This window comes from Actibacterium lipolyticum, from assembly GCF_900184935.1.
In the GTDB taxonomy this organism is placed as follows: domain Bacteria; phylum Pseudomonadota; class Alphaproteobacteria; order Rhodobacterales; family Rhodobacteraceae; genus Actibacterium_A; species Actibacterium_A lipolyticum.
Genome location: NZ_FXYE01000002.1, coordinates 1306496 through 1331472, shown reverse-complemented (window position 1 = coordinate 1331472; position 24977 = coordinate 1306496). Strand labels below are relative to the sequence as shown.

At 58.3% G+C, this 24977-nt stretch carries 22 protein-coding genes; 13 read left to right on the top strand and 9 right to left on the bottom strand.

The window, feature by feature from the left end; genetic code table 11:
• Positions 1–6: 6 nt before the first annotated feature.
• Both leuS and COL8621_RS15135 read right to left on the bottom strand, forming a co-directional pair.
• The gene (gene leuS, locus COL8621_RS15140; protein ID WP_093968129.1) at positions 7–2550 is read right to left on the bottom strand and encodes a leucine--tRNA ligase; all 2544 of its coding nucleotides are present in this window, start codon (positions 2548–2550) and stop codon (positions 7–9) included.
• 88 nt (positions 2551–2638) lie between these two features.
• Positions 2639–3157 (bottom strand): DUF3576 domain-containing protein, encoded by a 519-nt coding sequence (locus COL8621_RS15135; protein WP_093968128.1) that lies wholly within the window; start codon positions 3155–3157, stop codon positions 2639–2641.
• A 253-nt stretch (positions 3158–3410) separates the two neighbouring features.
• Here COL8621_RS15135 and COL8621_RS15130 point away from each other — a divergent pair, with 253 nt between their 5' ends.
• From COL8621_RS15130 to COL8621_RS15120, 3 genes are all read left to right on the top strand, one after another.
• Complete coding sequence (locus tag COL8621_RS15130; protein WP_093968127.1) at positions 3411–4346, top strand: porin; 936 nt, start codon at positions 3411–3413, stop codon at positions 4344–4346.
• Positions 4347–4475: 129 nt separating this feature from the next.
• Positions 4476–6629, top strand: a complete 2154-nt coding sequence (locus COL8621_RS15125; RefSeq protein WP_093968126.1) for a tetratricopeptide repeat-containing sulfotransferase family protein — start codon at positions 4476–4478, stop codon at positions 6627–6629.
• A gap of 12 nt (positions 6630–6641) precedes the next feature.
• Positions 6642–7295: a YggS family pyridoxal phosphate-dependent enzyme gene (locus COL8621_RS15120; protein ID WP_093968125.1), complete on the top strand. Its 654-nt coding sequence runs from the start codon at positions 6642–6644 to the stop codon at positions 7293–7295.
• Here COL8621_RS15120 and COL8621_RS15115 read toward each other — a convergent pair.
• The gene (locus tag COL8621_RS15115) at positions 7286–7783 is read right to left on the bottom strand and encodes a L,D-transpeptidase family protein (protein ID WP_093968124.1); all 498 of its coding nucleotides are present in this window, start codon (positions 7781–7783) and stop codon (positions 7286–7288) included. The two genes, COL8621_RS15120 and COL8621_RS15115, sit on opposite strands and share 10 nt — an antisense overlap.
• A complete protein-coding gene (gene ribA, locus COL8621_RS15110; RefSeq protein ID WP_093968123.1) occupies positions 7780–8871 on the bottom strand; it encodes a GTP cyclohydrolase II in 1092 nt (363 codons plus the stop codon). The genes COL8621_RS15115 and ribA overlap by 4 nt, the downstream gene beginning before the upstream one ends.
• Before the next feature lie 165 nt (positions 8872–9036).
• On the opposite strand from ribA, the gene COL8621_RS15105 reads away from it, so the two are divergent.
• A complete protein-coding gene (locus tag COL8621_RS15105) occupies positions 9037–9723 on the top strand; it encodes a response regulator transcription factor (protein WP_093968122.1) in 687 nt (228 codons plus the stop codon).
• Between the two features lie 77 nt (positions 9724–9800).
• Here the strand turns inward: COL8621_RS15105 and COL8621_RS15100 are convergent, their stop codons facing one another.
• Positions 9801–11057: an MFS transporter gene (locus tag COL8621_RS15100; protein ID WP_093968121.1), complete on the bottom strand. Its 1257-nt coding sequence runs from the start codon at positions 11055–11057 to the stop codon at positions 9801–9803.
• Positions 11058–11179: 122 nt separating this feature from the next.
• Here COL8621_RS15100 and COL8621_RS15095 point away from each other — a divergent pair, with 122 nt between their 5' ends.
• The 4 genes from COL8621_RS15095 (at position 11180) to COL8621_RS15080 (ending at position 13827) form a co-directional block, all read left to right on the top strand.
• Positions 11180–11968, top strand: coding sequence for an exodeoxyribonuclease III (locus COL8621_RS15095; protein WP_093968120.1), 789 nt, complete (start codon positions 11180–11182; stop codon positions 11966–11968).
• Positions 11969–12064: 96 nt separating this feature from the next.
• The gene (gene trxA, locus COL8621_RS15090; RefSeq protein WP_093968119.1) at positions 12065–12976 is read left to right on the top strand and encodes a thioredoxin; all 912 of its coding nucleotides are present in this window, start codon (positions 12065–12067) and stop codon (positions 12974–12976) included.
• A 27-nt stretch (positions 12977–13003) separates the two neighbouring features.
• Positions 13004–13648, top strand: a complete 645-nt coding sequence (locus COL8621_RS15085; protein WP_093968118.1) for an LON peptidase substrate-binding domain-containing protein — start codon at positions 13004–13006, stop codon at positions 13646–13648.
• A complete protein-coding gene (locus COL8621_RS15080) occupies positions 13645–13827 on the top strand; it encodes a Trm112 family protein (protein WP_093968117.1) in 183 nt (60 codons plus the stop codon). The genes COL8621_RS15085 and COL8621_RS15080 overlap by 4 nt, the downstream gene beginning before the upstream one ends.
• Before the next feature lie 3 nt (positions 13828–13830).
• Here COL8621_RS15080 and COL8621_RS15075 read toward each other — a convergent pair whose 3' ends face one another.
• Complete coding sequence (locus COL8621_RS15075) at positions 13831–15093, bottom strand: FAD-dependent monooxygenase (RefSeq protein ID WP_235823895.1); 1263 nt, start codon at positions 15091–15093, stop codon at positions 13831–13833.
• Positions 15094–15139: 46 nt separating this feature from the next.
• On the opposite strand from COL8621_RS15075, the gene COL8621_RS15070 reads away from it, so the two are divergent.
• From COL8621_RS15070 to COL8621_RS15055, 4 genes are all read left to right on the top strand, one after another.
• Positions 15140–16471 (top strand): amidase, encoded by a 1332-nt coding sequence (locus tag COL8621_RS15070; protein WP_235823894.1) that lies wholly within the window; start codon positions 15140–15142, stop codon positions 16469–16471.
• A 130-nt stretch (positions 16472–16601) separates the two neighbouring features.
• Positions 16602–17783: an aminotransferase class I/II-fold pyridoxal phosphate-dependent enzyme gene (locus tag COL8621_RS15065; protein WP_093968115.1), complete on the top strand. Its 1182-nt coding sequence runs from the start codon at positions 16602–16604 to the stop codon at positions 17781–17783.
• 10 nt (positions 17784–17793) lie between these two features.
• Positions 17794–20754 (top strand): DNA translocase FtsK, encoded by a 2961-nt coding sequence (locus tag COL8621_RS15060; protein WP_093968114.1) that lies wholly within the window; start codon positions 17794–17796, stop codon positions 20752–20754.
• Positions 20755–20822: 68 nt separating this feature from the next.
• On the top strand, positions 20823–21428 hold the full coding sequence (locus COL8621_RS15055; protein ID WP_093968113.1) for a LolA family protein: 606 nt from the start codon (positions 20823–20825) through the stop codon (positions 21426–21428).
• Here COL8621_RS15055 and COL8621_RS15050 read toward each other — a convergent pair.
• Both COL8621_RS15050 and COL8621_RS15045 read right to left on the bottom strand, forming a co-directional pair.
• Entirely contained in the window at positions 21425–22003 is a 579-nt protein-coding gene (locus COL8621_RS15050) for a transglycosylase SLT domain-containing protein (protein WP_093968112.1), read from the bottom strand. The genes COL8621_RS15055 and COL8621_RS15050 overlap by 4 nt on opposite strands.
• Positions 22004–22076: 73 nt before the next feature.
• Positions 22077–22958, bottom strand: a complete 882-nt coding sequence (locus COL8621_RS15045; protein ID WP_093968111.1) for an AEC family transporter — start codon at positions 22956–22958, stop codon at positions 22077–22079.
• Positions 22959–23043: 85 nt separating this feature from the next.
• Between COL8621_RS15045 and hspQ the strand changes: the two genes are divergently transcribed.
• Positions 23044–23370 carry a heat shock protein HspQ gene (hspQ, locus tag COL8621_RS15040; RefSeq protein ID WP_093968110.1) on the top strand — a complete coding sequence of 109 codons (327 nt, stop codon included), beginning with the start codon at positions 23044–23046 and terminating at the stop codon, positions 23368–23370.
• Between the two features lie 9 nt (positions 23371–23379).
• Here hspQ and COL8621_RS15035 read toward each other — a convergent pair whose 3' ends face one another.
• Positions 23380–24960, bottom strand: coding sequence for a gamma-glutamyltransferase family protein (locus tag COL8621_RS15035; RefSeq protein WP_093968109.1), 1581 nt, complete (start codon positions 24958–24960; stop codon positions 23380–23382).
• Between the last annotated feature and the right edge of the window lie 17 nt (positions 24961–24977).

Genomic DNA, 24977 nt, shown 5'->3' with positions numbered 1-24977 from the left:
CGGCGGTCAGATGACGACATTGATGATGCGGCCCGGTACGACGATAAGCTTTTTCGGGGCGCCGCCATTCAGCGCCTTAACCACAGCATCATCGGCCAGCGCCAGCTTTTCAACCTCTTCCTTCGGCATGTCCTTTGGAATGCTGACTTCGGACTTACGCTTGCCGTTGATCTGAATCGGCATGGTTACGGTGTCTTCGACCAGCATCGCCTCGTCCGCGATGGGCCATGGGGCGTTGGCGATCAGGCCTTCGCCGCCCAGCAGCGCCCAGATTTCTTCGGACAGGTGCGGGGTCATTGGCGACATCAGTTGTGCCATTACCATCATCGCCTGACGCTTGGTCGCGGCACCGGCCTTGGATTTCTGAAGCGCGTTGGCATAGCCGTAAAGCTTGGCGACCGAAGTATTAAAGCCAAAGCTTTCGATCCCCATCGTTACATCGTGAATCGCCTTGTGCATCGCGCGCAGCAGGTCATCGTCGCCCGTGCCTTCGCCTTCGGCGGTGGCAATATCGTTGGCGACCCGCCAAACGCGCGACAGGTGCTTATACGATGCTTCGGCACCGGCAGCGGTCCATTCAACGTCACGTTCCGGGGGGCTGTCGGACAGAACGAACCAGCGGGCCGTATCGGCGCCATAGGTCGAAACGATGCTGACCGGGTCCACCACGTTTTTCTTGGACTTCGACATTTTGGCGGAAGGAATGATCTCTACCGCTTCGCCCGTCGCCTTCAGCTTGCCGTCTTCGACATCGGTGGGCAGGTGATACACCGGGCGATTGTTTTCATCGCGGGTCTGGTAAATCTCGTGCGTGACCATGCCTTGGGTGAACAACGCGTCGAACGGTTCAACCGCCTTGGGGGGCAGGTGGCCGCAGATCTGCATCGCACGGGCAAAGAAGCGGGAATAGAGCAGGTGAAGGATCGCATGCTCGACGCCGCCGATATATTGATCGACGTTCATCCAGTATTCCGCCTCGGTCGCGTCGGTCGGGGTTGCGCAGCCGGGCGAGGTGAAGCGCGCAAAATACCACGAACTGTCGACGAACGTATCCATCGTGTCCGTTTCACGCAGCGCAGGCTTGCCGCACTTTGGGCATTCGCAGTTACGCCATGTTGGGTGGCGGTCCAGCGGGTTGCCGGGTTTGTCGAAATTCACATCGTCGGGCAGTTTGACCGGCAGGTTCTCTTTCTTTTCGGCCACGACACCGCAGTCGTCGCAGTGGATCACCGGGATCGGGCAGCCCCAATACCGCTGACGGGAAAGTCCCCAGTCGCGCAGGCGGAACTTTGTCACGCCTTGGCCAATGCCGTTGGATTCACAGAAGTCCACCGCCGCGTCGATCGCTTGTTCGCCGGTTTGAACGTCTTCACCCGCAAAGCCGCGCACAAATTTAACGGCTTCGGTTTTCGCCGGAACGAAGGCTTCGGCAAGCGGCGCGTCTTCGGCGTCCGTTTCGGTGAAGACTGCATTGATCGGCAGATCATACTTGGTGGCGAATTCGAAATCGCGTTGATCATGGGCCGGGCAACCGAAGATCGCGCCCGTGCCGTAATCCATCAGGATGAAGTTGGCGACATAGATCGGCAGCTCCCACGCGGTATCAAACGGGTGGCGCACGCGCAGGCCGGTATCAAAGCCCTTCTTCTCGGCCTTTTCCATTTCCTCTTCGCTGGTGCCCATCTTGCGGCACTCGGCACAGAAGGCGGCCAGTTCGGGGTTGTCCTTTTCCAGCGCCTTGGCAAGCGGATGGTCGGGCGAGATGCCAACAAAGGACGCGCCGTTCAACGTATCGGGACGAGTCGTGTAGACTTCGATCCGGTCAAACCCTTCGGGTGCGTCGATGGTCGAGAACGCGAATTGCAGCCCGCGTGACTTGCCGATCCAGTTGCGTTGCATCAGCTTTACTTTGTCGGGCCAGTTGTCCAACCCGTCCAGCGCCTCCAGCAGTTCTTCGGAAAAATCACTGATCTTAAAGAACCACTGTGTCAGCTCGCGCCGTTCGACCGGCGCGCCTGAACGCCAGCCTTTGCCGTCTTCGACCTGTTCGTTGGCCAGAACGGTCATATCCACCGGGTCCCAGTTGACGACCGCGTTCTTGCGGTAAACCAGCCCCTTTTCCATGAAGTCGATGAACATCGACTGCTGCTGGCCGTAATATTCCGGATCACAGGTCGCGAATTCGCGGCTCCAGTCCAGCGACAGCCCAAGGGCCGCGAACTGAGACTTCATGCTTTCGATATTCTGATAGGTCCACGCGCCCGGGTGGATATTTTTATCCATCGCGGCATTTTCCGCGGGCAGGCCGAACGCATCCCAGCCCATCGGGTGCAGAACGCTGAAACCTTTGCTGGCCTTATACCGGGCCACAACGTCGCCCATAGTATAGTTGCGCACATGCCCCATGTGCAGGTTCCCCGACGGATAGGGGAACATCTCTAGCACATAGTATTTCGGCTTCGCTTCATCGCGCACGGCGGTGAAGGTGCCGGCTTCCTCCCAGGCGGATTGCCATTTTGGCTCGATCTCGCGGGGTTCAAAACGGGACATGTTCGCGGTCCTTGTAAGTAAAACGCCGGGCGCATTGGCCCGGCGTGTTGATAATATCGGCGCGGCGGGGCGTCTAGTTTGCTTTCGTTTAAAGCTGTCCGTCGCGAATTCTAAGCTGACGCGCGCGCGTCAGAATGGCGTCTTCGACCGCACGAACGGTTGATGCGCTCGCCGGGCCTGACCGTGTGGCCAGCGCAACTTTCAACGAACGCGCATCAAGTGCGGGGTCTTGTACGTATATAGTGGCGCGATAAGCCGAACCGCCGCCGGGCGGTGTGCCAAAGCCGGTAATAATTACGCCCGAGAACGGATCGACGGATTGAACCGGCAAGAAGTTCAAGACCTCTAGCGACGCGTTCCAAAGATATTTGTTCACTTCGATCGTGACGTTCGGGTCGTCTTTGTTTTCGAACAAGCCCCAGATGGTTGACCGCTCATCATCGGCAAGCGGCGTGTTCTGGCGCTGACGTTCGATGTTTTCGGTCGGCGCAGGAGACGTGCGTTTGAACAGCCCGCTGTCACCGCTGGCAAGGCCACCGCTGCAACCACTAAGGGCCAAGGCTGCAAGCGCGATCGTCGCCGCGCGGAAATTCGTGTGGAAGGTCATGTAGTCCTGCCCTCTTTTAACCTCCCCGATCTCTATCCGAGCAGCTAAGGGTGAACAAGGATTTTCCCCGACTTCTGCAATGTCGTGCGATTGTCAGGACTGTGGCAGCGGTGTGGCAAAGCTGCATCAATCGAATTCGCAATGGTTTCGGGGTTTTCCTGTTTCTTGCAATCGCGACCCCAAAGAGCGACACAGCAGCATACTCAATTCGCTCCTTGGATTGAGGTGCACCTTTAATGAATGAGGGAAAACCATGAAAAAGGTTCTCTTTGCTACCACAGCACTTGTTGCTACGGCAGGCATCGCATCCGCAGAAGTATCGCTCTCCGGCTCCGCAGAAATCGGTCTGGTCGGCGGCGACAACATCGAAACTCAATTCCACAACGACATCGACGTTAAGTTCGATCTGTCCGGCGAAACAGACAACGGTCTGACTTTCGGTGCGACTATCGACCTGGACGAAGTTGGCGACGATTGTGGCACAACTGTTTTCGGCGCAGCCGAGGTTTGCACAAGCGGTGACTCCATTGCTGCTTCCGGTGCGAAGGACGAAGAGCACTCCGTGTTCATCTCCGGTGGTTTCGGCACAGTAACCATGGGTGACACTGACGGCGCTCTGGACTGGGCAATGCAGGAAGTTAACCTGGTTGGCGGTTCGATCGCTGATGACGAAACTGCACACGACGGTTTCAACGGCAACGGTGGTCTTGACGCTGCTTACGACGGTCAAGTTCTGCGTTACGACTACTCCTTCGGTTCCTTCGGCGTTGCTGCGTCCTTGGAAACTGACGACTCCGGCGCAGGCGACCCAATCTTCGGCCTGGGTGTAAAGTATGACGCTGACCTCGGCGGCATCGGCATCGGCTTTGGTCTTGGTTACCAAGCTGCTGAAGACGTGGACGTAATCGGCGTTTCTGTAGACGCTGACTTCGGCAACGGCTTCGTAGCTGGCATCAACTACTCCGAGCTGAACTCCGACGTTGCAGGTGCTGACGACTCGCACATGGGTATCGGCTTCGGTTACGAATCCGGCGCATACGGCGTAGGCATCAACTACGGTGAGTACGACTCCGGCGCAGACGGCTTCGGTATCGCAGCTACTTACGACCTGGGCGGCGCTGTTGTTCAGTTCGGTTACGGTTCCGACACCGACGACACATACTCGCTCGGCGTTGCAATGTCCTTCTAAGTTAGAAGACATTTATAATATGGAAGAGCGGGCCTTGGCCCGCTCTTTTCTGTTTGGGGGATCGGTTCGACAAGGTTGAATTGCCATGCTAGCCAACGAAGGCCGCATTTATTCAATGGACTGATTGCCATGATCCCGCTTAGCGCCGCACAGATTAAACAGCAGTTCCAAGAAGCGATGAAGCTTCTGAGTGCTGGCAAGCTTGACGCGGCAGAGGCTAAGTTTCTTACCGTTCTGGGAAGTGCGCCCAACTTGGCCGAAGCCCATTTCCAACTTGGCCGGATCGCGATGGCGCGCCGCGAAGCAGAACACGCGCTGACGCATTTTTCCCAAGCCCGCAAATTGAAGCCATCTGAGCCCGCGATTTGGCAGCAAATGGCGGAAACGCTTGCCGCGCTGGATGACAAAACCCGCACGCGCGCCTTTTTGGCAGAAGCGAAAGCCGCCCGGCTGAACCCCACCGTTTTGATAGCGCTTCAAAACAGGTTCTCTAAGTCAGGGGCGCGAAGCAAAACATCTATCGGGTCCGCCCGGGCAGAAGATGTTCAACGCCTTGTCGGGCTTGTGAAGGCCAACAAGCTGAAAGAGGCTGAAGCCTTGGGCCGTTCCCTGCGTCAGCAACACCCTAAGGTCGCGATGATCGCGCATGTCTTGGCGAATTCTTTGTTAGCTCAAGGTAAGGTGCCCGAAGGCGCAAAGCTGTTGGCCGAGGCCGTAAAGCTTGATCCGAATTATGCAGAGGCCCGCAATGATTTGGGTGGGTTTCTGATGAAAACGGGCAAGGTCGCGCAGGGCCTATCCGAAGTGCAGGCCGCCTTGAAGATTGCACCGAAGATGCCGCAGGCCCTTGGAAACCTAGGCTTTGGCCTTTCGTTGCAGGGTGATTTGGCGGGTTCGATCGCGGCGTTGATGAAGGCGACGGCGGATGGTGGCGGCTCCACCGAAACGCATCTTTTGTTGGGTCGCCAGTTGATGAACGCACGCAACTATGAGGGCGCGGCCAAGGCGTTGAAGCGTGCAGTGCAGCAGGGGCTTAGCAGCGCAACGGTATTGGCGCGCCTTGCGCAAGCCTATGAACGGGTTGACGGCGAAGAGGCCGCGCTGGCGACTTATGCGAAGGCGGAAAAGAAAGACCCCTCGCTTGCGCTTGTGTTTGGGTTGCGGGGCTTGTTCCTTCAAAAACTGGGTCAGTTTGAAGAAGCCGAGCGTGACTTTCGCCGAGCCATTGAGTTGGAGCCCGATAACGGCGAACACTATCGAACGCTTGTCGCGTCTTACAAGCTAACCGCGGACGACCCCCTGATCGCCGAGATGGAAGTGCGATTTGCCGACCAAAAGCAAAGCGATCACAGTCGGATGCATCTTGGCTTTGCCCTGTCACGCGTGATGGAGCAGATCGGCGCGCATGATCGGGTTTTCGGTTATCTTGACCCGGCAAACGCGTTGATGCGCAAACTGTACCCTTACGATATCGCGACGCGCCGCGCCGAGGTTGACGGTGTGAAAGCCGCCTTTGCGCCCGTGGATTTCAGCACCGTAAAGGGCGCGTCCGGCGCAACCGATTACGCACCCATCTTTGTCACGGGGATGCCGCGGTCTGGCACCACATTGGTTGAACAGATTCTGGCCAGCCATTCCGAGGTCGGCGGCGGCGGCGAGCTTGGATATTTCGCCGGTGAAGTTCTGCGTCACATGAAAGCCGAAGACGGGTTTCGCGCGTTTAACGAGGTGCCGGAGGCCATCTTCAAAGAGATTGGCGAGGGCGAAGAAGAGCGGCTGAAAGCGCTGTGCCCCGACACGAAACGCGCGACGGATAAGGCAATTCAGACCTATATGGTGATGGGCGCGATCAAAAAGGCGCTGCCCAATGCCAAGATCGTTTTGGTGCGCCGCGACCCACGCGATACGCTGTTGTCGATCTATAAGAATATGTTCGCTGAAGGGACGCATCGATATTCCAACAATCAGCGCGACCTTGGCCTCTATTATCGTATGTTTGAAGAGATGGTCGAATTCTGGCGTGAAAAGCTGCCCGGCGGTTTTTATGAAATCCAGTACGAAGACCTTATCGCCAACCCCGAGGATGAGGCGCGCAAATTGTTGGCGGCATGTGATCTGACTTGGGAAGATCAGTGTTTGGATTTTCACAAAAATACGCGCCGTGTTTCAACGCTTTCGGTGGCGCAGGTGCGTCAGCCCATTTATGCGTCATCCGTCGCCGCATGGAAGCGGCACGAAGATGAACTGGCAGAGATGATCGAAGCCTTAGGCGACGCGATCTAGGCGGAGGGTAATATGGCACTTTCAGATATCAAAGAACGCATTGCCAAGGCCGAAGAATTGGCCGGGCGCGCAAAGGGGTCTGTGACTTTAATCGCGGTGTCCAAGGTGCAGCCCCTAGAACGGGTCGAGGCGGTGTTGGAAGAAGGTCACCGCGTCTTTGGCGAAAACCGTGTGCAGGAAGCCGCCGGAAAATGGCCGGATTTCAAGGCGCGTTTTGACGGCTTAGAACTGCATCTGATCGGCCCGTTGCAAAGCAACAAAGCCCGCCAAGCCATGGAGCTGTTTGACGCCATCCATTCCGTTGATCGCCTGAAACTTGCAAAACGTTTGGCCGACATGGCGCAAGAGATGGGGTCGTGCCCGGATATCTTTTTGCAGGTGAACACTGGCGAAGAAGACCAAAAAGCCGGTGTTCTGCCGTCAGAGGCGGATGCGTTTGTCGCCGACTGCCAGGCGTTGGACCTGCCCGTAAAGGGGCTGATGTGCATCCCGCCCGTTGACGAAGAACCCAGCCTGCATTTCGCGCTTTTGGCCAAGATCGCCGCGCGCAACGGGCTTGAGGGGCTTTCGATGGGCATGAGCGGTGATTTTGAACGGGCGATTGCGCTGGGTGCTACCCATATCCGCGTCGGTTCGGCGATATTCGGTGAACGGACCTACGCCTGAACGATCAGCTTTGTCTGATCGCTGATCCGTGCGGCAATCCAACGTAGATGATCGCGGCGAAAAGCGATGCAGCCTTCGGTTGGGTGATGCGGCTTGCGCCATTGGTGCAGGAAAATCGCTGACCCGCGCCCTTTTTCGGACACCGGCCAGTTCCAGTCGGTCAGGATGATCAGGTCATACAACGGGTCCGCCCGGCGCAGCTTTTCGTGGCCGAAGGGGTGGGGCGCGCGGACCATGTGGTTGTAATCGGGGTCATTCACATCATCAGACCATAAATCGCCCGGACCAATGGGCGTGGCCCAATCGGATGGGGGTGTGATCCTGTCCGGCCGATAGAGCAGGCCAACGATTTGGTGGGTTCCGATGGGCGTTGCACCGTCGCCTTCGCGCTTGTTATGGCTTAGCCCGCCGCGCCCGATGGAGCATGGAATAACGCGCCCGCAAAACCGAACGCCGTAGGGGGTTAAGACCAGATCATCCGCCCTCAAAGAAGGTGCCCTGATTTTTTCGCTTTGGTGGCAAGATAGTCGGTGTTGTGGCGGGTTTCGCCCACCTTCAGTGGCACACGTTCGGCCACGTCAATCCCGTGGGCCTGCATCATGTTCACCTTGGCCGGGTTGTTCGTCAGCAGGCGGACGGCGGAAAAACCCATTTCCTTTAGAATGGCCGCGCCGATGCGGAAATCACGTTCGTCGTCTTCAAAGCCAAGCCGGTGGTTGGCCTCGACGGTATCGAACCCCTGATCCTGCAAGGAATAGGCGCGCATTTTGTTGGCAAGGCCAATCCCGCGCCCTTCTTGGTTCAGGTACAGCAGTACACCCGCGCCTTCGGTTCCCATTTGTTGCAACGCGGCGCGAAGCTGTGGGCCGCAATCGCATTTCAGGGATCCCAGAAGATCGCCGGTAAAGCATGCCGAATGCAGGCGTGCCAGAACGGGCTTGTCCCGTGCGGGTTGACCGATTTCGATGGCGTAATGCTCTTCCCCGCCGTCTTCGGGGCGGAACACATGCAGGCGGCCTGCTTCAGACACTTCCAACGGAACGCGCGCGCTGACGATGGGGTGAAGCGGGCTGGACTGGGCCATTTCGCTTTGCACCTCGTCCAGTCTTAGCTGGGTCAGCGCATTGTCGGCGGCGAAAGTGGCCGCATCGGTGATGTCCATCGCGACAACTGCGGGCAACAGCCGCGCGGATTTCGAAATGGCAATGGCAGACCGGTGAAGCGCCGCGTCTCCGCCACGCAGGCTTTTGAAGGGGCCTTTCATAGGCGAATTCAGATCATCCGCCGGGTCCGCAACCGAATGAACCCATGCGGGTGTGGCATCGGTCGGAATTGACAGGCGCGCGATATCGCCGTCATAGGCACGGGCCTTAAGCGTTTCGGCGCGGCGTGCGGTAATCACCAACGCCAATTCTGTCCCCATTGCAGACAACCGGGCCAGTCGCGCCGGTTCCAGTGTTTCGGCGGCAAGAAAGACGACGCCAGATTTGCCATTGGATAACACAACAGGCACGCCCAAGCGCAGATCGGCGCGGGCGCGGGCAAGCTGTTCAACCGGGGTTGGGCCAAGGCGCATTTGGCTTCCTCATTCCTAATTCGTGCGACAGGATGTAACTGCTTTGGACAAAATATGAAACAAAGGCCGGGTTTGCGACACGGTTCCGTGAGAATGTTGCAGTAAATCTTGCCCAAACGCACATGGCCCAACATTTGTGGTCCAATAGAACCGAGGAGGGCCACCATGGGCAACCTTAAGAAAATACTGCTTGTTGACGACGAAGAAGACCTTCGCGAAGCGTTAAGCGAACAGCTGGTCATGACCGAAGACTTCGACGTGTTCGAAGCCGGGACCGGCGCCGAGGCGATGGAGAAGGCAAAAGAGGCGATCTATGATCTGGTGATCTTGGACGTTGGTTTGCCAGATACCGATGGCCGCGAACTGTGCCGCCTGATGCGCAAACAGGGCGTGAAATGCCCTATCCTGATGCTGACTGGCCATGATAGCGACGCCGATACCATTCTGGGCCTTGATGCGGGTGCGAATGATTACGTGACCAAACCGTTCAAATTCCCTGTGTTGCTTGCCCGAATTCGTGCCCAATTGCGGCAGCACGAACAATCGGAAGATGCCGTATTTCAGTTAGGCCCATATACGTTCAAACCATCAATGAAGATGCTGGTGGATGAAGATGAACGTAAAATTCGCCTGACTGAAAAAGAGACTAACATCTTGAAATTCCTGTACCGCGCGTCCGAAGGCGTGGTCGCGCGCGAGGTGCTGTTGCACGAAGTCTGGGGCTATAACGCCGGTGTTACGACCCATACTTTGGAGACACACATCTATCGTTTGCGTCAAAAAATAGAACCAGATCCGTCAAACGCCCGCCTTCTTGTGACCGAATCGGGTGGTTATAGATTGGTGGCATAGGATCCCTTCCATGCCGGGGTTATGGCATGACCTCCCTGTTGGACTGACCCGGCTTCGCGCCGGGTCTTTTTTTGGCATCAGGCCTTGGTGTCAAAGCGCAGGAACATCAGCCCGTAGATCAGCGTTCCAATCATCGAGAGGGACGCAAGCGCATAAGGAAGGCGCAGCGCGGCTTCGCGGCCAAGAGAGGGTTCGGCCAACGTAACCAATGCGCCTCCTAGCATCGCGCCGATGGGCATGACGCCCCAGCCGAAGAAACGATAGACGCTGTTCACCCGACCCAGCAGGGCATCGGGGATCATCCGCTGGCGCAAGGACACGGTGACGACATTCCACGTCATACCCGCAAAGGTTTCCACAAACAGCGCCACGGCGACCAGCGCCGGGTTCGGTGCCAGAAAGATCAGCGCATAGGGCAGCGGGAACAGCAGCAGTGACAGGCGAACGGTCGTCTGCCCGCCAAGACGCGCGGCGATCAGCGGGCCGATCATCCCGCCCGCAACGCCGCCCGCAGCACCTGCCGTCAAAAGCAACCCATGGCCCGCAGCCGAAAGGCCCAGCACCTCTTGCGAGAAAAGCACAAGCACGGTCAGGCACATCACCGCCGTCATGTTTAACGCCCCCAACATCACGGCCAGCTTGAGGATCAGTGGGGTGTTGAACAGCCAGATGATCCCCTCGTGCATTTGGGCGAAGATACCGTCGGGCAGTTTCGCGGTGGGGCGGGGCAACAGGGTTACGGTCCACAAGCAGGCCGCGGCCAATGCGAAACACAGGGCGTTGAACGTGAAGGGGATCGGGGCGGCCAATGCGATCAGGATGCCGGCCAACGGTGGCCCGATGAACTGGCCCATGATTTGCTCAATGCTCCATAGTTGGCCGTTGGCGCGTTCCAGATCATCCGCGTGGACGACAGAGGGCAACACCGTCTGCGCGGCGTTGTCGCGAATAACCTCGGCCGTGCCCAAAAGAAACGCGGCGAGGGACAGTAAGCTGATCAGCCAGATGGCCGTTGTGGGGGCAGCGTTCAGCGGCAAGGGCGGCGCGGCAAGGACCAAGGCAACAACGCCACACGTCAGCGCGGTGCGCGCGATATCGGCCTGAAGCATCAGGCGCCGACGGTCGGTCCGATCGGTCAAGACACCCGCGGGAATTGCGAATAACAGCCACGGCAAACGCGTTGCTGCGGCGACCATTGCGATCAATAGCGGGTCATGAGTGATCAGCGTTGCAAGCCATGGGAATGCCAAAGCAGAGATGCCGTCGCCAAGGTTGGAGACTGCGCTGGCCGAAAACAGCAGGCGGAAATTCCGGTTTCGGGCAAGAAGCTGCATCGCAAGAACCTTAAATCAATGGGGCAACGCTAGCAGGTGAACAAGCATGCGCAAGCATCGGGTTGAGGCGCGCGCGTCAACCGCATAGGTTTGCGCCAACCTTTGCCAATCGGACGCGCGACATGCCCTTTACCCTTGCCACTTGGAACATCAACTCGGTCCGTTTGCGGGAACCGATCGTGCTGAAGCTGCTAGAGGATGAGGCACCGGATGTTCTGTGCCTGCAGGAATGCAAAAGCCCGGTGGAAAAGATCCCGCTCGATGGGTTCCGCGCGCTTGGCTACAACTACATCGTGGCGCGTGGGCAAAAGGGATACAACGGCGTTGCGATCCTGTCCAAGATCCCAATGGTGGACGCGGGTGAACAGGATTTCGCTGCATTGGGCCATGCCCGCCACGTTGCTGGCAAGCTGGAAAACGGCGTGACGATTCAGAACTTTTATGTGCCTGCCGGTGGCGATGTCCCCAACCGCGAGGTGAACGAGAAGTTCGGCCAAAAGCTGGATTACCTGACCGACATGCGCGATTGGTTCAACGCTGATAAACCGGAAAAGTCGATCCTTGTGGGCGACCTGAACATCGCCCCACGCGAAGACGACGTTTGGAACCACAAACAGCTTTTGAAGATCGTCAGCCACACACCGATCGAGGTGGAGCATTTGGCCGAAACGCAGGACGCGGGCAATTGGGTTGATATCACGCGCCAAGATATCCCCGAGGGGCAGCTTTACAGTTGGTGGTCATACCGGGCCAAAGATTGGGCTGCGGCTGACAAGGGGCGTCGGTTGGACCACGTCTGGGCCACGTCTGATATTTCGAACGCGGGCCATGGTTCGCGTGTGCTGCGCGATGCGCGCGGTTGGGAAAAGCCAAGCGACCACGCTCCAGTTTTCGCGACATTTGATCTGTAACAGGGCGGACTGCGGCAAATCTTGCTGCAACACTTGGCAGGTAGCATGGCGCGCGCCATATAGGGGCAAACGCGCCAGATTTATTTGAGGGATGACATGCTGGAACTTGGCGGAACGGATACTGCGGCACCTGCGGGTGACCTGATCAAAGACATCACCGAAGCGACCTTTATGGAAGACGTGGTCGAGGTCAGTAAAGAAATTCCGGTGATCGTGGATTTCTGGGCACCTTGGTGTGGTCCGTGCAAAACGCTTGGGCCCGCGCTTGAAAAAGCCGTCACCGAAGCGGGCGGTAAGGTGCGTATGGTCAAGGTGAACGTTGACGAAAGCCAACAGATCGCCGCGCAGCTTCGCATTCAATCGATCCCAACGGTTTACGCCTTCTTCAACGGCCAGCCGGTTGACGGGTTTCAGGGCGCGTTGCCGCCATCTGAAATCAAGGCATTCGTGGACAAGGCCGCCGCCCTTGCGGGCGAAGACGAAGGTCTTTCCGCTGCTGTCGAAGCGGCAGAGCAGATGCTGACCGAGGGCGAAGCCGAAGATGCCGCGCAAACCTTTGAGGCCGTGTTGGGCGAGGAGCCTTCGAACGCTGCCGCTTATGGCGGGCTTGTTCGCGCGCAGTTGGCGCTGGGCGCAGTGGATCAGGCCGAAGCGCTTATTCAAAACGCACCTGCTGATGTCGCGGCCACGCCGGAACTTGATGCTGCGAAAGCCCAGTTGGAACTGGCGCGTCAGGCAGAAAACGCGGGCCCAGAGGCAGAGCTGCGTGCCGCTGTTGATGCAGATCCCGACAACCTTCAGGCGCGGTTGGACCTTGCGCAGGCGCTTCATGCGTCGGGCGATGTCGAAGGCGCCGTAAGCGAGCTGTTGGAGCTGTTCCGCCGGGATCGTGAATGGAATGATGGCGCGGCGAAGACACAGCTGTTCACGATCTTTGACGCGCTTAAGCCCGATGATCCGATTGCATTGGCTGGGCGGCGCAAGCTTTCATCAATGATATTTGCTTAGCGCGGATTAAGGGCTACCTTGTTGGGTATGTTCTCATCGGCTGACCTTCCGGAAACCATTCCGGTGTTCCCGCTGCCAGGCGCGTTGCTGTTGCCCCGCGCGCGCTTGCCGCTGCATATCTTCGAGCCGCGCTATCTGGCGATGTTAGAGGACGTTCTAAAAACATCGCATCGCCTGATTGGAATGGTCCAGCCCATCCAATCGTCGGGCGAGGAACAGCAAAAACTGCACGACATCGGGTGTGCCGGGCGGGTAAGCGCGTTTTCGGAAACCGAAGACGGGCGATACATGATCACCCTTAGCGGCGTGTCCCGGTATCGCATCACACGAGAGCTGACATGTTTCAGCCCCTATGTTCGTGCCGATGTTTGCTGGGACGGTTTCGAACGCGATCTGGGGACAAGTGAACACGACGATGCGTTCGACCGCGACACGTTCATGGATACTTTGGGCCGTTATTTTCACGAACTGAAGCTTGCGACCGATTGGGAAAACCTGAAAGAAGCGGATGACGAACTGCTGATAAATTCGCTTTCCATGCTGTGCCCGTTTCAGCCAGAAGATAAGCAAGCCTTGTTAGAGGCACCGACGCTAAGTGACCGGCGTAAAACGCTTGTCACGCTGATAGAATTTGCCCTGCGCGGGGGCGCAAACGAAGAGGTGATGCAATGACCGATGAAATCAAAGTGGATCGCCGCATGTTAGAGGCGCTGGTTTGTCCGGTGACCCACGCCGTTTTGACCTATGACGCCGAAAACCAAGAACTGGTGTCTAAGGCCGCGCATCTGGCGTTTCCGATCCGCAATGGCATTCCGATCATGCTGGTCGATGAAGCGCGCCAGTTGGACTGACGCTTAGATCGGCCGCCCTTTCATCAGGCGCGGCAATTCCCCATTCAGGCCCGCGGCTTCGCGGATAAAGCGGCGGCGCAGGCCCGGCATGGCGTTCACCACGCCCATGCCGATATCGCGCACCCCCCGCAGCAGCGGGTTATCGTTGGAAAACAGCCGATTGAACCCGTCCGTCGCGGCGGCAAGCGTAGCCGTATCCCACCGACGCCATGTCTGATACCGTTCCAGAACATCGATCGCGCCGATCTCTTCTCCGCGGCGGTGGGCATCGACCATGACTTCGGCCAAGGCGGCGACGTCGCGCAGGCCAAGGTTCAAGCCCTGTCCGGCAATCGGATGCACACCGTGTGCCGCGTCGCCAACCAGCGCCAGCCGATCACTGACAAACGCATTCGCCAGCGACAGGCTAAGCGGATAGGTAAAGCGCGCGCCGGCCAATTTAATTTCACCCAAAAAGTCGCCGAAACGCGGGCGCAAGGCGGCAAGGTAGCTGTCGTCATCCATCGCCTGAATGGCTGCGGCTTGGTCGGTGGTTTCGCTCCAGACAATCGATGAACGGTTGCCGGGCAGGGGCAGAATGGCCAGCGGACCTGCGGGCATAAAGAATTGATGCGCAGTGCCTTCGTGTGGCTTTTCATGCTCAATCGCGCAGACCAGCGCGGTTTGACCATATTCCCATCCGGTGCGCGAAATACCAGCGCGTTCGGCCGTGCCGCTTCGTTTGCCATCGCAGCCGATCAGCACCCGTGCAGACACGGTTTTACCCGATTGAAGCGTCACGGTGACGCCGCCGGGCTGAACATCTTGCGCCACGACGGTTTCGCCCGAAAGGTGGGCGACCCGATCCTCGGCCATGACCGCATCCAGAAACGCGCGGCGCAGGTAGCGGTCTTCGATCATAAAGCCCATGGGGCCTTCTTCGATTTCGGCGTGGTCAAATTCCAAGAAGAAGGGGGCGGGCCCTTCACCAGCGTGCCCATCGGACGCGGCGACCTTCAGGATCGGTTGGGCGTGGTCGGCAATTTCGTTCCAGATGCCAAGCGCCGAAAGCAGCTTTTGCGACGCGAGGGCAAGCGCATAGCTGCGCCCATCGAACGTGTCATCCTTACGCGTGTCCAGCGGCAGCGCGTCCACAATCGTTACACTTAGCCCGCCTTGCGCCAGCGCCAAGGCAAGGGCAGGGCCGTTCAGGCCGCCGCCAACGATAACCACATCTGAATCATGTTTCATGAAATGCAATATGCGCGGCGTGGCGGGATTGTCCATGCGCTGCCCTGCCGCTACCGTTCATCTGGCATCACAGGAGGCTTCGATGGGCAAAGAGTGGCTTGGTATGGGCGCGGCGGAATTGGGCCGTGGGATCGCAGGCGGAAAGATTGATCCGGTCGCGTTGACCCGCACCTTTCTGGATGCAATCGAAAGCAGCCCGTATGCCGCGCGCATCTATTCCTGCGTCACCCCCGACCGCGCCATGGCCGAAGCAACGGCGGCTGCGGCCCGTGCAAAGTCGGGGCACCGGCTTGGCCCGTTGGATGGCGTGCCAGTTTCGTGGAAAGACCTGTTCGATACCGCAGGCGTGGCAACCGAAGCAGGATCACAGTTGTTGAAGGGCAGGGTGCCGCCCGTCGATGCAGAGGTGGTGAAAAACGCCACCGCTGCTGGCACCGTGTGCTTGGGCAAAACGCATATGTCCGAATTGGCGTTTTCGGGGCTGGGGCTGAACCCGATGACGCAAACGCCCCCCTGTATCAACGATGCCGACGCTGTGCCCGGTGGGTCGTCGTCGGGTGCGGCGGCGTCGGTGGCGTTTGGGTTGGCGGCCTGCGGAATAGGCTCTGACACAGGGGGATCAGTGCGCATTCCGTCGGCGTGGAACGATCTGGTGGGGCTGAAAACCACGGCTGGGCGGGTCTCGCTTAAGGGGGTGGTGCCGTTGGCGGAAAGCTTTGACACGGTCGGCCCGCTTTGCCGAAACGTCGAAGATGTGGCGCTGATGCTGGCCGCGTTGGAGGGGGGCAGGCCTGCTGACCTGCGGGGTGTTTCGCTTAAGGGGCGCCGGTTGATGGTGCTGGAAACGATCGCGCTGGACGATGTGCGCGGCGCGCCCGCCGCGGGGTTCAAAGGTGCAGTCGAACGCCTGCAATCTGCCGGGGCAATCATTGAACGGCGCGAAGTGCCCGAACTTGAGGCCGCAATGGCCCTGTCACCCGTTCTGTATACGGTCGAAGCTTACGCAACGTGGAAAGACATCATCGAAGCAGCGCCGGATAAAATGTTCCCCGAAATCCTAGAACGGTTCCGCGCAGGCGGGAATTTCTCGGGCGTGGAATATGTTTCGGCGTGGCAGAAGCTTCGCCAGTTCCGCCAAATCTGGGCGGAAAAGACTGCGGGGTTTGATGCGGTTATCATGCCAAGCGCGGCGAATATGCCGCCGAACGCGCAGAAACTGATCGACGATCATGATTATTATGTCACCGAAAACCTTCTGACGCTTCGTAATACGCGGATTGGGAACCTGACCGGGGGCGCGGCGCTAAGCGTTCCAACCGGTCTTCCGTCCACTGGAATTATGTTCGTGACGCCGCCAAACAGCGAAGAGAGGCTTTTGCGGTTAGGGGCTGCGGCCGAAACGGCGTTGGCTTAAAAGCCACAGCTTTGTTCGGCAAGGCCCGAAATATGCGGGCTTTTTCTGGACCAAGCGGCAAACTGTCGGTATCCTTGGGATCAAACGGGGCGAAATGATCCCGATCCTTTGAGGCAGCATAAGTGGTCCTATGACCTTTCCCGAGCGGTTTTCGAACCTGCCAGAATACGCGTTTCCGCGTCTGCGGAGCCTTCTCGACGTGCATGCGCCGGGCGGAGAGCCCGTGCATATGACGATTGGGGAACCGAAACACGCATTCCCTGCGTGGGTCACCGATATCATTGCGGAAAATGCTGCGGGTTTCGGAAAATACCCGCCAAACGACGGATCGCCAGAACTTTGCGGTGAAATCGCCAACTGGATCAAACGCCGCTTTGGCGCGACGGTGGATGGCGCAACGCAAGTGATGGCACTGAACGGCACGCGCGAGGGGCTGTTTAACGCCGCAATGGCGCTGTGCCCGGAAAAGGTGCGTGGCAAGCAGCCGGTTATCCTGACGCCGAACCCATTCTATCAAGTTTATGCCGTTGCGGCGCTTGCCGTTGGCGCGGAACCCGTTTTTGTGTCCGCCGGGCCTGACACCGGATACTTGCCGGACTATGCTTCATTGTCGGCGGATGTGCTGGACCGTGTGGCGATTGCCTATCTGTGTTCGCCATCGAACCCACAGGGCGCAATTGCCAGCCGCGCGTATTGGCAAAATCTGATCGCGCTGGCCGAAAAGCACGATTTCCGCATCTTCGCAGATGAATGCTATTCCGAGATTTACCGCGGAGAGGCCCCCGTTGGTGCCCTTCAGGTGGCGCAGGAAATGGGTGCAGACCCCGAACGGGTTCTGATTTTCCATTCGCTGTCAAAACGTTCGAACCTGCCGGGTTTACGGTCTGGTTTCGTGGCCGGTGGGCCGCAGTGCATCACGCGGATCAAACGGCTTCGCGCCTATGCGGGCGCGCCGCTGCCGCTGCCGTTGCAGATGGCAGCGCAAAAGGTTTGGGCGGACGAAGCGCACGTGGAAGAAAACCGCGCGCTTTACCGCGAGAAATATGATGCTGCCGACGAAATCTTTGCCGAGCTGCCCGGATACATGCCCCCAGAGGCGGGTTTTTTCCTGTGGCTTCCGGTGGAAGATGGCGAACAAGCAGCATTGAAATTGTGGAAGGAAACCGGCGTTCGGGTCCTTCCAGGTGCGTATCTGGCCCGTGACGTGGGCGGCTACAATCCAGGTAACGAGTACATCCGGGTCGCGATGGTGGCCCCAACCAAAGAAATGCAGCACGGGCTAATTCAGCTTCGTGACTGTCTCTATAGTTAAGGACGAGGGCATGGCGTCGTATCAGATGAAACATCGTGATCCACTTTTTGACACCAACATGCAGGCCGCGATCGAACGACGCGGGAAAGAATTGTTGGGGGTCGCGCTGATTGCGATCGGCATAATGGTGGGGCTGCTTTTGGCGTCCTATGTGCCCGAAGATCCAAGCTGGTTGTCCGCGACGGATGAGCCTACGGCGAATTATCTGGGCCGGTTCGGTGCGTCCATTGCATCGCCGTTGAATGTAATCGTCGGGCTGGGTGCCTGGGGCCTGTCGCTGGTGTTCATCGGCTGGGGCGTGCGTTTCGTACTGCACCGCGGGGAAGAGCGCGCCTTGGGTCGGGTGATCTTTGCGCCAATCGCCATTGCGGTTGCTTCGGTCTATGCCACGACGCTGACGCCTTCGGCCGGTTGGACGCATGAATTTGGCATGGGTGGGCTGTTCGGCGAAACCGTGCTTGGCGCCATCCTGAATTTCCTTCCGATTGCCCCCGTCTTTGGCCTTAAGTTGATGGCATTCGTGTCGTTTTTCGCGGTGTTTGCCATTGGGTCGTTCGTGCTTGGCTTTGATCGGCAAGAGCTGAAGACCATTGGCCGTTTCTTGTTGGTTGGCTTGATCATGGCCTATGCGACGTTGATGACCCTGCTGGGCCGTGGCGCAAGCGAAGCCGTGCGCGGTGTGCACGCTTTGAAAAACCGTAAGCAAGCGCAAAAGAAAGGCGCGTTTGACTTTTCTTCGATGCGTCCGGCCGAAAGCGAACGCATGATCCATCGTTCCAGCCTTCTTGAGGATGATGACGAAGGCGACGACCTGTTCGATATTGAAGAAGAAGAAATCGAAAAGCCCAGCCTGCTGGGGCGTATGCCTTCGCTGATCAAGCGCGTGCCTGACCCCGCACCAGAGTTGGTTGAACCTGAATTGCCACCCTTGGCTTCGCATAACGAGCCCGTGTCCGAAGAGCGTATCAAGGCGCGTATCGCGGATGTCATGCGTAATCGTATGCGCAAGGGTTCCGGCCTGCACGCTGGCCGCGCCGAGCCTCCGCTTCAGGGTGGTCGGGTGGAACCCGCGATTAGCGCCAGCAATGTCGCGACTGCGGCTGTTGCGCGTCGGCGCGGTGGCCCACAGCCACTGATCGCAGACAAAGCCCCGCGTATGGCACCGCCCCCTCAACCGCTTGCGGTCGAACCAGACTTGTCTGATGCCGCGTATCTTGATGATCCGTATGTGGCCGCACCCGTCGAGGCAACGTATGAAGCCCCGCTTGAAGCACCCATTCAAGTCGAAGAAACCAATTATGCGCCCGAACAGGTGTATTCGCCCCCCGCGTACGAACCCCCGCCCGTCGAAGCGCGCCGGGTTGTACAGCCATCGGCAAACAAGACGGTTCAGCCGTCGCGCCGCGCAAAAGAAGAAGCACAGCCCGCCCTGCAATTCGAAGAGCAGACCAGCGATTACGAACATCCTCCGCTTTCGCTGTTGGCCAGCCCGACCACGATCGAACGCCATCAGCTTTCCGATGAAGCGTTGGAAGAAAACGCGCGGATGCTGGAAAACGTGCTGGATGACTACGGCGTAAAGGGGGAAATCGTTTCGGTTCGTCCCGGCCCCGTTGTCACGATGTACGAACTTGAACCCGCGCCGGGTTTGAAAGCCAGCCGTGTGATTGGTCTGGCCGATGACATCGCGCGTTCGATGTCGGCCTTGTCGGCACGTGTATCGACCGTGCCGGGCCGCAGCGTCATCGGTATCGAACTTCCCAACGTGAACCGTGAAAAAGTGGTTCTGCGGGAAATTCTGTCTGCCCGTGACTTTGGTGATGGCAATCAGAAGCTGCCATTGGCGCTGGGTAAGGATATCGGTGGTGACCCAATCGTGGCGAACCTTGCCAAGATGCCTCACCTGCTGATCGCGGGTACGACGGGTTCTGGTAAATCGGTCGCGATCAACACCATGATCTTGTCGCTGCTTTACAAGCTGACGCCGGATGAATGCCGCCTGATCATGATCGACCCCAAGATGCTGGAACTTTCCGTTTATGACGGCATTCCGCACCTGCTGAGCCCCGTTGTGACCGACCCCAAAAAGGCCGTTGTCGCCCTGAAGTGGGTCGTGGGAGAGATGGAAGAACGGTATCGCAAAATGTCCAAGATGGGCGTGCGGAATATCGATGGGTATAACGGCCGCGTAAAAGACGCGCTGGCCAAGGGCGAAATGTTCAGCCGTACCGTTCAAACCGGGTTTGACGATGATACCGGCGAACCCGTGTTCGAAACCGAAGAATTCGCGCCTAAGGCCATTCCCTACATCGTCGTCATCGTGGACGAGATGGCCGACCTTATGATGGTCGCCGGCAAGGAAATCGAAGCCTGTATCCAGCGCCTCGCACAGATGGCGCGTGCATCGGGTATTCACCTGATCATGGCCACGCAGCGCCCATCGGTTGATGTTATCACCGGTACGATCAAGGCCAACTTCCCCACGCGTATCTCGTTCCAGGTGACCGGCAAGATCGACAGCCGGACCATTCTGGGCGAACAGGGCGCTGAACAGCTGTTGGGCATGGGTGACATGCTTTACATGGCCGGTGGGTCCAAGATTACCCGCGTTCACGGCCCCTTCTGTTCGGATGAAGAGGTCGAAGAGATCGTGAACTACCTTAAGGCCTTCGGTCCGCCGGAATACATGAGCGGCGTTGTCGATGGCCCGGATGAAAGCAAGGAAAGCGATATCGACGCGGTGCTTGGTCTGTCCAGCGGTGGCAACACTGATATGGAAGATGCGCTTTATGACACTGCGGTGGCGATTGTGCTGAAAGATCGTAAATGCTCCACCTCGTACATCCAGCGCAAGCTTTCGGTTGGCTATAACAAGGCCGCCAAGCTGGTTGAGCAGATGGAAGAGCAGGGCGTTGTCAGCGCGGCAAACCATGTCGGCAAGCGCGAGATTCTGGTGCCAGAGCAGCAGTAAATTGCCTTTCGCGATTTCGTGAGCGGATGAAGGGTGCAAACCTTTGGGCGAGCACCTAAATTGAGGGTATGAAAAAGTTTCGCTTTGCACTTGTCGCCGCCACGGCGGCGCTGTTCGCCCTTCCTGCGATGGCTGGGAAAATCCCGCTGTCGCAGATTTCGTCCTATTTCAACAGCTTCACCACGGCTGAGGGGGAGTTCACGCAGGTGAACGCCGATGGAACCATCTCCACCGGCACAATGTTCATGAAGCGCCCCGGCCGCGTGCGGTTTGAATATGCCCCACCCGACGATGCGTTGGTGATGGCAGGTGGCGGCCAAGTGGCCGTGTTTGACCCAAAATCAAACCAGCCGCCCGAGCAATACCCGCTTAAGCGCACACCGCTGAACCTGATCCTTGAACGCAATGTGGACCTTAGCCGCGCCAAGATGGTTGTCGGCCATACCAGCGATGGCAACACGACAACGGTCATGGCTCAGGATCCTGAGCACCCCGAGTATGGGAATATTCAGTTGGTGTTTTCCGACAGCCCCGTACAGCTTCGCCAGTGGATCATCACGGACGACAGCGGCTCTGCGACCACTGTCATTCTGGGTGATCTGGAAACGGGCGTTCAGCTTTCCGCGCGGATGTTCAACATCGTGCAGGAAACCGAAGCCCGTACCGGAAATTAACGGCAGCGTCTAAGCTGGTTGCGATAGGTTTCAGAGCGTCGGCCGATATCGTCGGCCACGCGCACCAGCCAGCTTTTGCTGTTATAGGTGCCGCGCGAATACCCAGTGTGCCCTTCATGATAGGCAAGGTATTGGTTGCGGGCATCGGTCAGTGGAATGCCGTTACGCTGACGCGTTAGGTTCATGTACCAACCCATAAAGTCGGTCGCGTCATCGATGCGATCACGGCGCGCGCCACGATTGCCCGTCGCCTGTTTGTATTCATCCCATGTACCATCCAGCGCCTGCGCATATCCAAACGCAGAGCTTTGCCGCCCCATCGGAATGACGCCCAGCACATATTTGACCGGCGTGCGTGCATCGCCGTCAAATTTGCTTTCCTGATAGATGGTCGCCATCTGAACATGCGTCGGCACGTTCCAGCGGCGCTCCGTCTTTTTCATGGCCCGAAGATACGCCGGACGCTGACTGACAATGCTGCACGCATCATCAAGATTTCGGGGTGACGACTTGTCACCACCGCCGCCGCAACCGGCAAGCAAGACCAATAGGCCTACGCGAAGGAGTCTGCTCATCTGCCTCTCGCATTCTTTGTTTTTTTCTAGAATACGCAAAAAAACCGCGCGTTGGAACGGGGAACATTTGCGATCAGATCAAAAATGCGAGGGTTAGGGGGATTGTTGCCACCGAAAGCAGGGTTGAAACGACGACAAGACCAGCAACTGCTTCAGAGTCGGCCTCGTATTTTTCCGCCAGAAGATAGGACGTGACTGCCACCGGCGTCGAAACTTGTAGGACAAGAACCGCAAACGGTTCGGGCGCAAGGCCGAACCAGCGGCCCACGCCCCATGCCGCGCCCACGCAGACGGCGACTTTGGCCAGCGAAAGCCACAGCGAAAGCGAAAGGTGGCTGGCCTTAAGGCGCGCCACGGCAACGCCAAGTGTGATCAGCATGACGGGAATCGCCATCTGCCCGATCAGTTCCAGAGTGTTGGTTAGGAAGGTCGGTGTTTGCCAGCCCTGCCACAGAAAGATGCCACCAAGCGCCGTTGCGGCGACAAGCGGCTCTTTCACCACCTTCAGGGGTGACCCGCCGCCTGACACAAGCCAAACGCCGATGGTGAACGAAAGGATGGCCATGACCGCAAACACGACAACCGCATAACCAAGCCCGATTTCGCCAAAAGCGAACAGCGCAAGCGGAAGCCCCATGTTGCCAGTATTGCCAAAGATCAGTGGGGCCAGATAGGTGCGCCGGTCGACGCCGGCCAGTGCCACCAAGGTCAAAGTCAGTGCTGCAACGGCCGCATAAGCCGCGAACGCGGCGAGTGACAAAGTGGTCAACGCCTGCGGATCGATCTGTGTTTTCATCAGCGCGGTGAAGATCAGGCAGGGCACCGAAAGCGTCATCGCAAGGCGCGTGACGAACTCCACGCGGTACTCAAAACCCAGTTTCACCCAAGTAAAGCCGACCGCCGCCAACAGGAAGACTGGCGCAACGATTTCTAGAACTGTAAGGACGAGGTTCACAAACTGTTTCCCTTAAATTCGGCCCGCCCGCATGGACATTGCACTGGACGAGGGATAACTAAAGAAGTGTAGGGGTTGCAACGTCATGCTGAAGTCGAACGCCAAATATCACCTAGGTCAGGTGCTCCGTCATCGGAAGCATCCGTTCCGTGGTGTCGTGTTCGATGTCGATGCGATGTTTTCAAATACCGAAGAATGGTACGATGCGATCCCCGAAGATAGCCGCCCGTCGAAGGATCAGCCGTTTTATCACCTGCTGGCCGAAAACGACCAAAGCTATTACGTGGCTTACGTTTCCGAACAAAACCTGTTGCCCGATGAAACGGGCGAACCGGTGGACCACCCCGATCTGCCCGACCTGTTCGGGGATTTCGAAGATGGCCTTTATCCGCTTCAGTTCCAACTGAACTAAACGCCGGGGTTAATACCCCAGCGCGCAGCCATCCTTGCGCGGGTCCGACCCGCCTTGCAAAACACCCGTTTCCGGATCGATCAGAATTGCCTGAGCCCCGCCGATTGCCGTCTTGGGGATCGAAACCGAATGGCCCATTTCGGCCAATTCGGCACGAACGGCGTCGGAATATCCGCGTTCGACCTGCATGTTGCCCGCGTCTGAAAAGCTGCGCGGGGCGTCAATCGCGGCTTGGGGGTGCATGCCGTAATCCACCACATTGGTCAGGAAGCGCGCATGTCCGTTGGGTTGATAGGCGCCGCCCATGACACCGAAGGGCATGATGACCTTTCCGTCTTTTTTCACCATGCCGGGGATGATCGTGTGCATCGGGCGTTTGCCGCCGATGGCTTCGTTCGGGTGCCCGTCTTCCAAGGTGAAGCCCGCACCGCGGTTTTGGAAGTTGATCCCGAATTTGTCAGACGCAAGGCCCGAGCCAAAGCTGTGGAACACCGAATAAATCAGCGAAACCGCCATCCGGTCTTTATCGACAACCGTTAGATAGATGGTTTCCTTATGCACGGCCTCGCTTATCACAGACGGGTTTTCCATTGCCCGCTTCGGATCGATCAGCGCGGCCAGTTTGGTGGCCGTTTCAGGGGCCAGCATGTGATCCAGCCGGGTGATGTGGTCTGCGTCTGCGATAAACCGGTTGCGGGCATCATAGGCCAGCTTGGCAACCTCAGCCTCAATATGGGCGCGTTGGGCACCGAACGGGTCCATGCTGGGCAGGTCAAACTGCGCCAGCATGTTCGCCATCAGAATTGCGGTTGCACCTTGGCCGTTGGGTGGATGTTCGACCAACTCCACCTCTTTATAGGTGCCGCTGATTGGCTGCGTGTAATCGCAGGCGGTGTTGGCGAAATCGTCCAGCGTATGCACCCCGCCAAGCGCGTTAAGCGAATTGACCATGTCTTCGGCAACTTCGCCTTCGTAAAACCCCTCGCGCCCGTCCATGGCGATGCGGCGCAGGACCTCTGCCTGACCGGGGGCGCGGAAAGTTTGGCCGGGGGTGGGCACCTTGCCGTTCAAAAGAAAGTAGTCGCGCGCCGCGCCCTTAAGGCTGCCTTTCGCTTCGGCCCAGTCAAACGCGGTGCGCGGGGCGACGGGAACGCCCGCTTGGGCATAATGGATCGCAGGCGCAAGCGAGGCTTTCAGCCCGATCTTGCCCCAGTCTTTGGACAAGCGGCAGAACGCATCAATCGCGCCGGGAATCGTCACGGCCTCTGGCCCGCCAAGGGGAATGGTGGTCAGCCCGCGTTCGCGCATTTCGGCGGCGGATAGGGCGGCAGGGGCGCGGCCCGATCCGTTCAGCGCAACGATATCTTCGCTTCCGGCGGGTTTCAGCAGAACAAAGCAGTCGCCCCCAATGCCAGTCATCTGCGGTTCGCAAATACCCAGAAGGACAGCCCCTGCAATCGCGGCGTCAACGGCGTTACCGCCAGCTTCCAGCATTTGGATAGCAACCTTCGCGGCCAAGGGGTGTGACGTTGCACACATGCCATTTCCCGCAAATACGGGCGAGCGCCCCGGAAGGTGAAAATCCCGCATCTAACCATCCCCTGTCA

Bases quoted from the DNA above. Each gene is read 5' to 3' on its own strand.
- COL8621_RS15050 (WP_093968112.1), bottom strand. From the start codon at position 22,003: ATGAGCAGACTCCTTCGCGTAGGCCTATTGGTCTTGCTTGCCGGTTGC.
- COL8621_RS15080 (WP_093968117.1), top strand. From the start codon at position 13,645: ATGACCGATGAAATCAAAGTGGATCGCCGCATGTTAGAGGCGCTGGTT.
- COL8621_RS15065 (WP_093968115.1), top strand. From the start codon at position 16,602: ATGACCTTTCCCGAGCGGTTTTCGAACCTGCCAGAATACGCGTTTCCG.
- COL8621_RS15100 (WP_093968121.1), bottom strand. From the start codon at position 11,057: ATGCAGCTTCTTGCCCGAAACCGGAATTTCCGCCTGCTGTTTTCGGCC.
- COL8621_RS15035 (WP_093968109.1), bottom strand. From the start codon at position 24,960: ATGCGGGATTTTCACCTTCCGGGGCGCTCGCCCGTATTTGCGGGAAAT.
- COL8621_RS15075 (WP_235823895.1), bottom strand. From the start codon at position 15,093: ATGGACAATCCCGCCACGCCGCGCATATTGCATTTCATGAAACATGAT.
- COL8621_RS15060 (WP_093968114.1), top strand. From the start codon at position 17,794: ATGGCGTCGTATCAGATGAAACATCGTGATCCACTTTTTGACACCAAC.
- COL8621_RS15130 (WP_093968127.1), top strand. From the start codon at position 3,411: ATGAAAAAGGTTCTCTTTGCTACCACAGCACTTGTTGCTACGGCAGGC.
- COL8621_RS15105 (WP_093968122.1), top strand. From the start codon at position 9,037: ATGGGCAACCTTAAGAAAATACTGCTTGTTGACGACGAAGAAGACCTT.
- trxA (WP_093968119.1), top strand. From the start codon at position 12,065: ATGCTGGAACTTGGCGGAACGGATACTGCGGCACCTGCGGGTGACCTG.
- COL8621_RS15095 (WP_093968120.1), top strand. From the start codon at position 11,180: ATGCCCTTTACCCTTGCCACTTGGAACATCAACTCGGTCCGTTTGCGG.
- COL8621_RS15135 (WP_093968128.1), bottom strand. From the start codon at position 3,157: ATGACCTTCCACACGAATTTCCGCGCGGCGACGATCGCGCTTGCAGCC.
- COL8621_RS15120 (WP_093968125.1), top strand. From the start codon at position 6,642: ATGGCACTTTCAGATATCAAAGAACGCATTGCCAAGGCCGAAGAATTG.
- COL8621_RS15070 (WP_235823894.1), top strand. From the start codon at position 15,140: ATGGGCAAAGAGTGGCTTGGTATGGGCGCGGCGGAATTGGGCCGTGGG.
- ribA (WP_093968123.1), bottom strand. From the start codon at position 8,871: ATGCGCCTTGGCCCAACCCCGGTTGAACAGCTTGCCCGCGCCCGCGCC.
- COL8621_RS15125 (WP_093968126.1), top strand. From the start codon at position 4,476: ATGATCCCGCTTAGCGCCGCACAGATTAAACAGCAGTTCCAAGAAGCG.
- COL8621_RS15055 (WP_093968113.1), top strand. From the start codon at position 20,823: ATGAAAAAGTTTCGCTTTGCACTTGTCGCCGCCACGGCGGCGCTGTTC.
- hspQ (WP_093968110.1), top strand. From the start codon at position 23,044: ATGCTGAAGTCGAACGCCAAATATCACCTAGGTCAGGTGCTCCGTCAT.
- COL8621_RS15085 (WP_093968118.1), top strand. From the start codon at position 13,004: ATGTTCTCATCGGCTGACCTTCCGGAAACCATTCCGGTGTTCCCGCTG.
- leuS (WP_093968129.1), bottom strand. From the start codon at position 2,550: ATGTCCCGTTTTGAACCCCGCGAGATCGAGCCAAAATGGCAATCCGCC.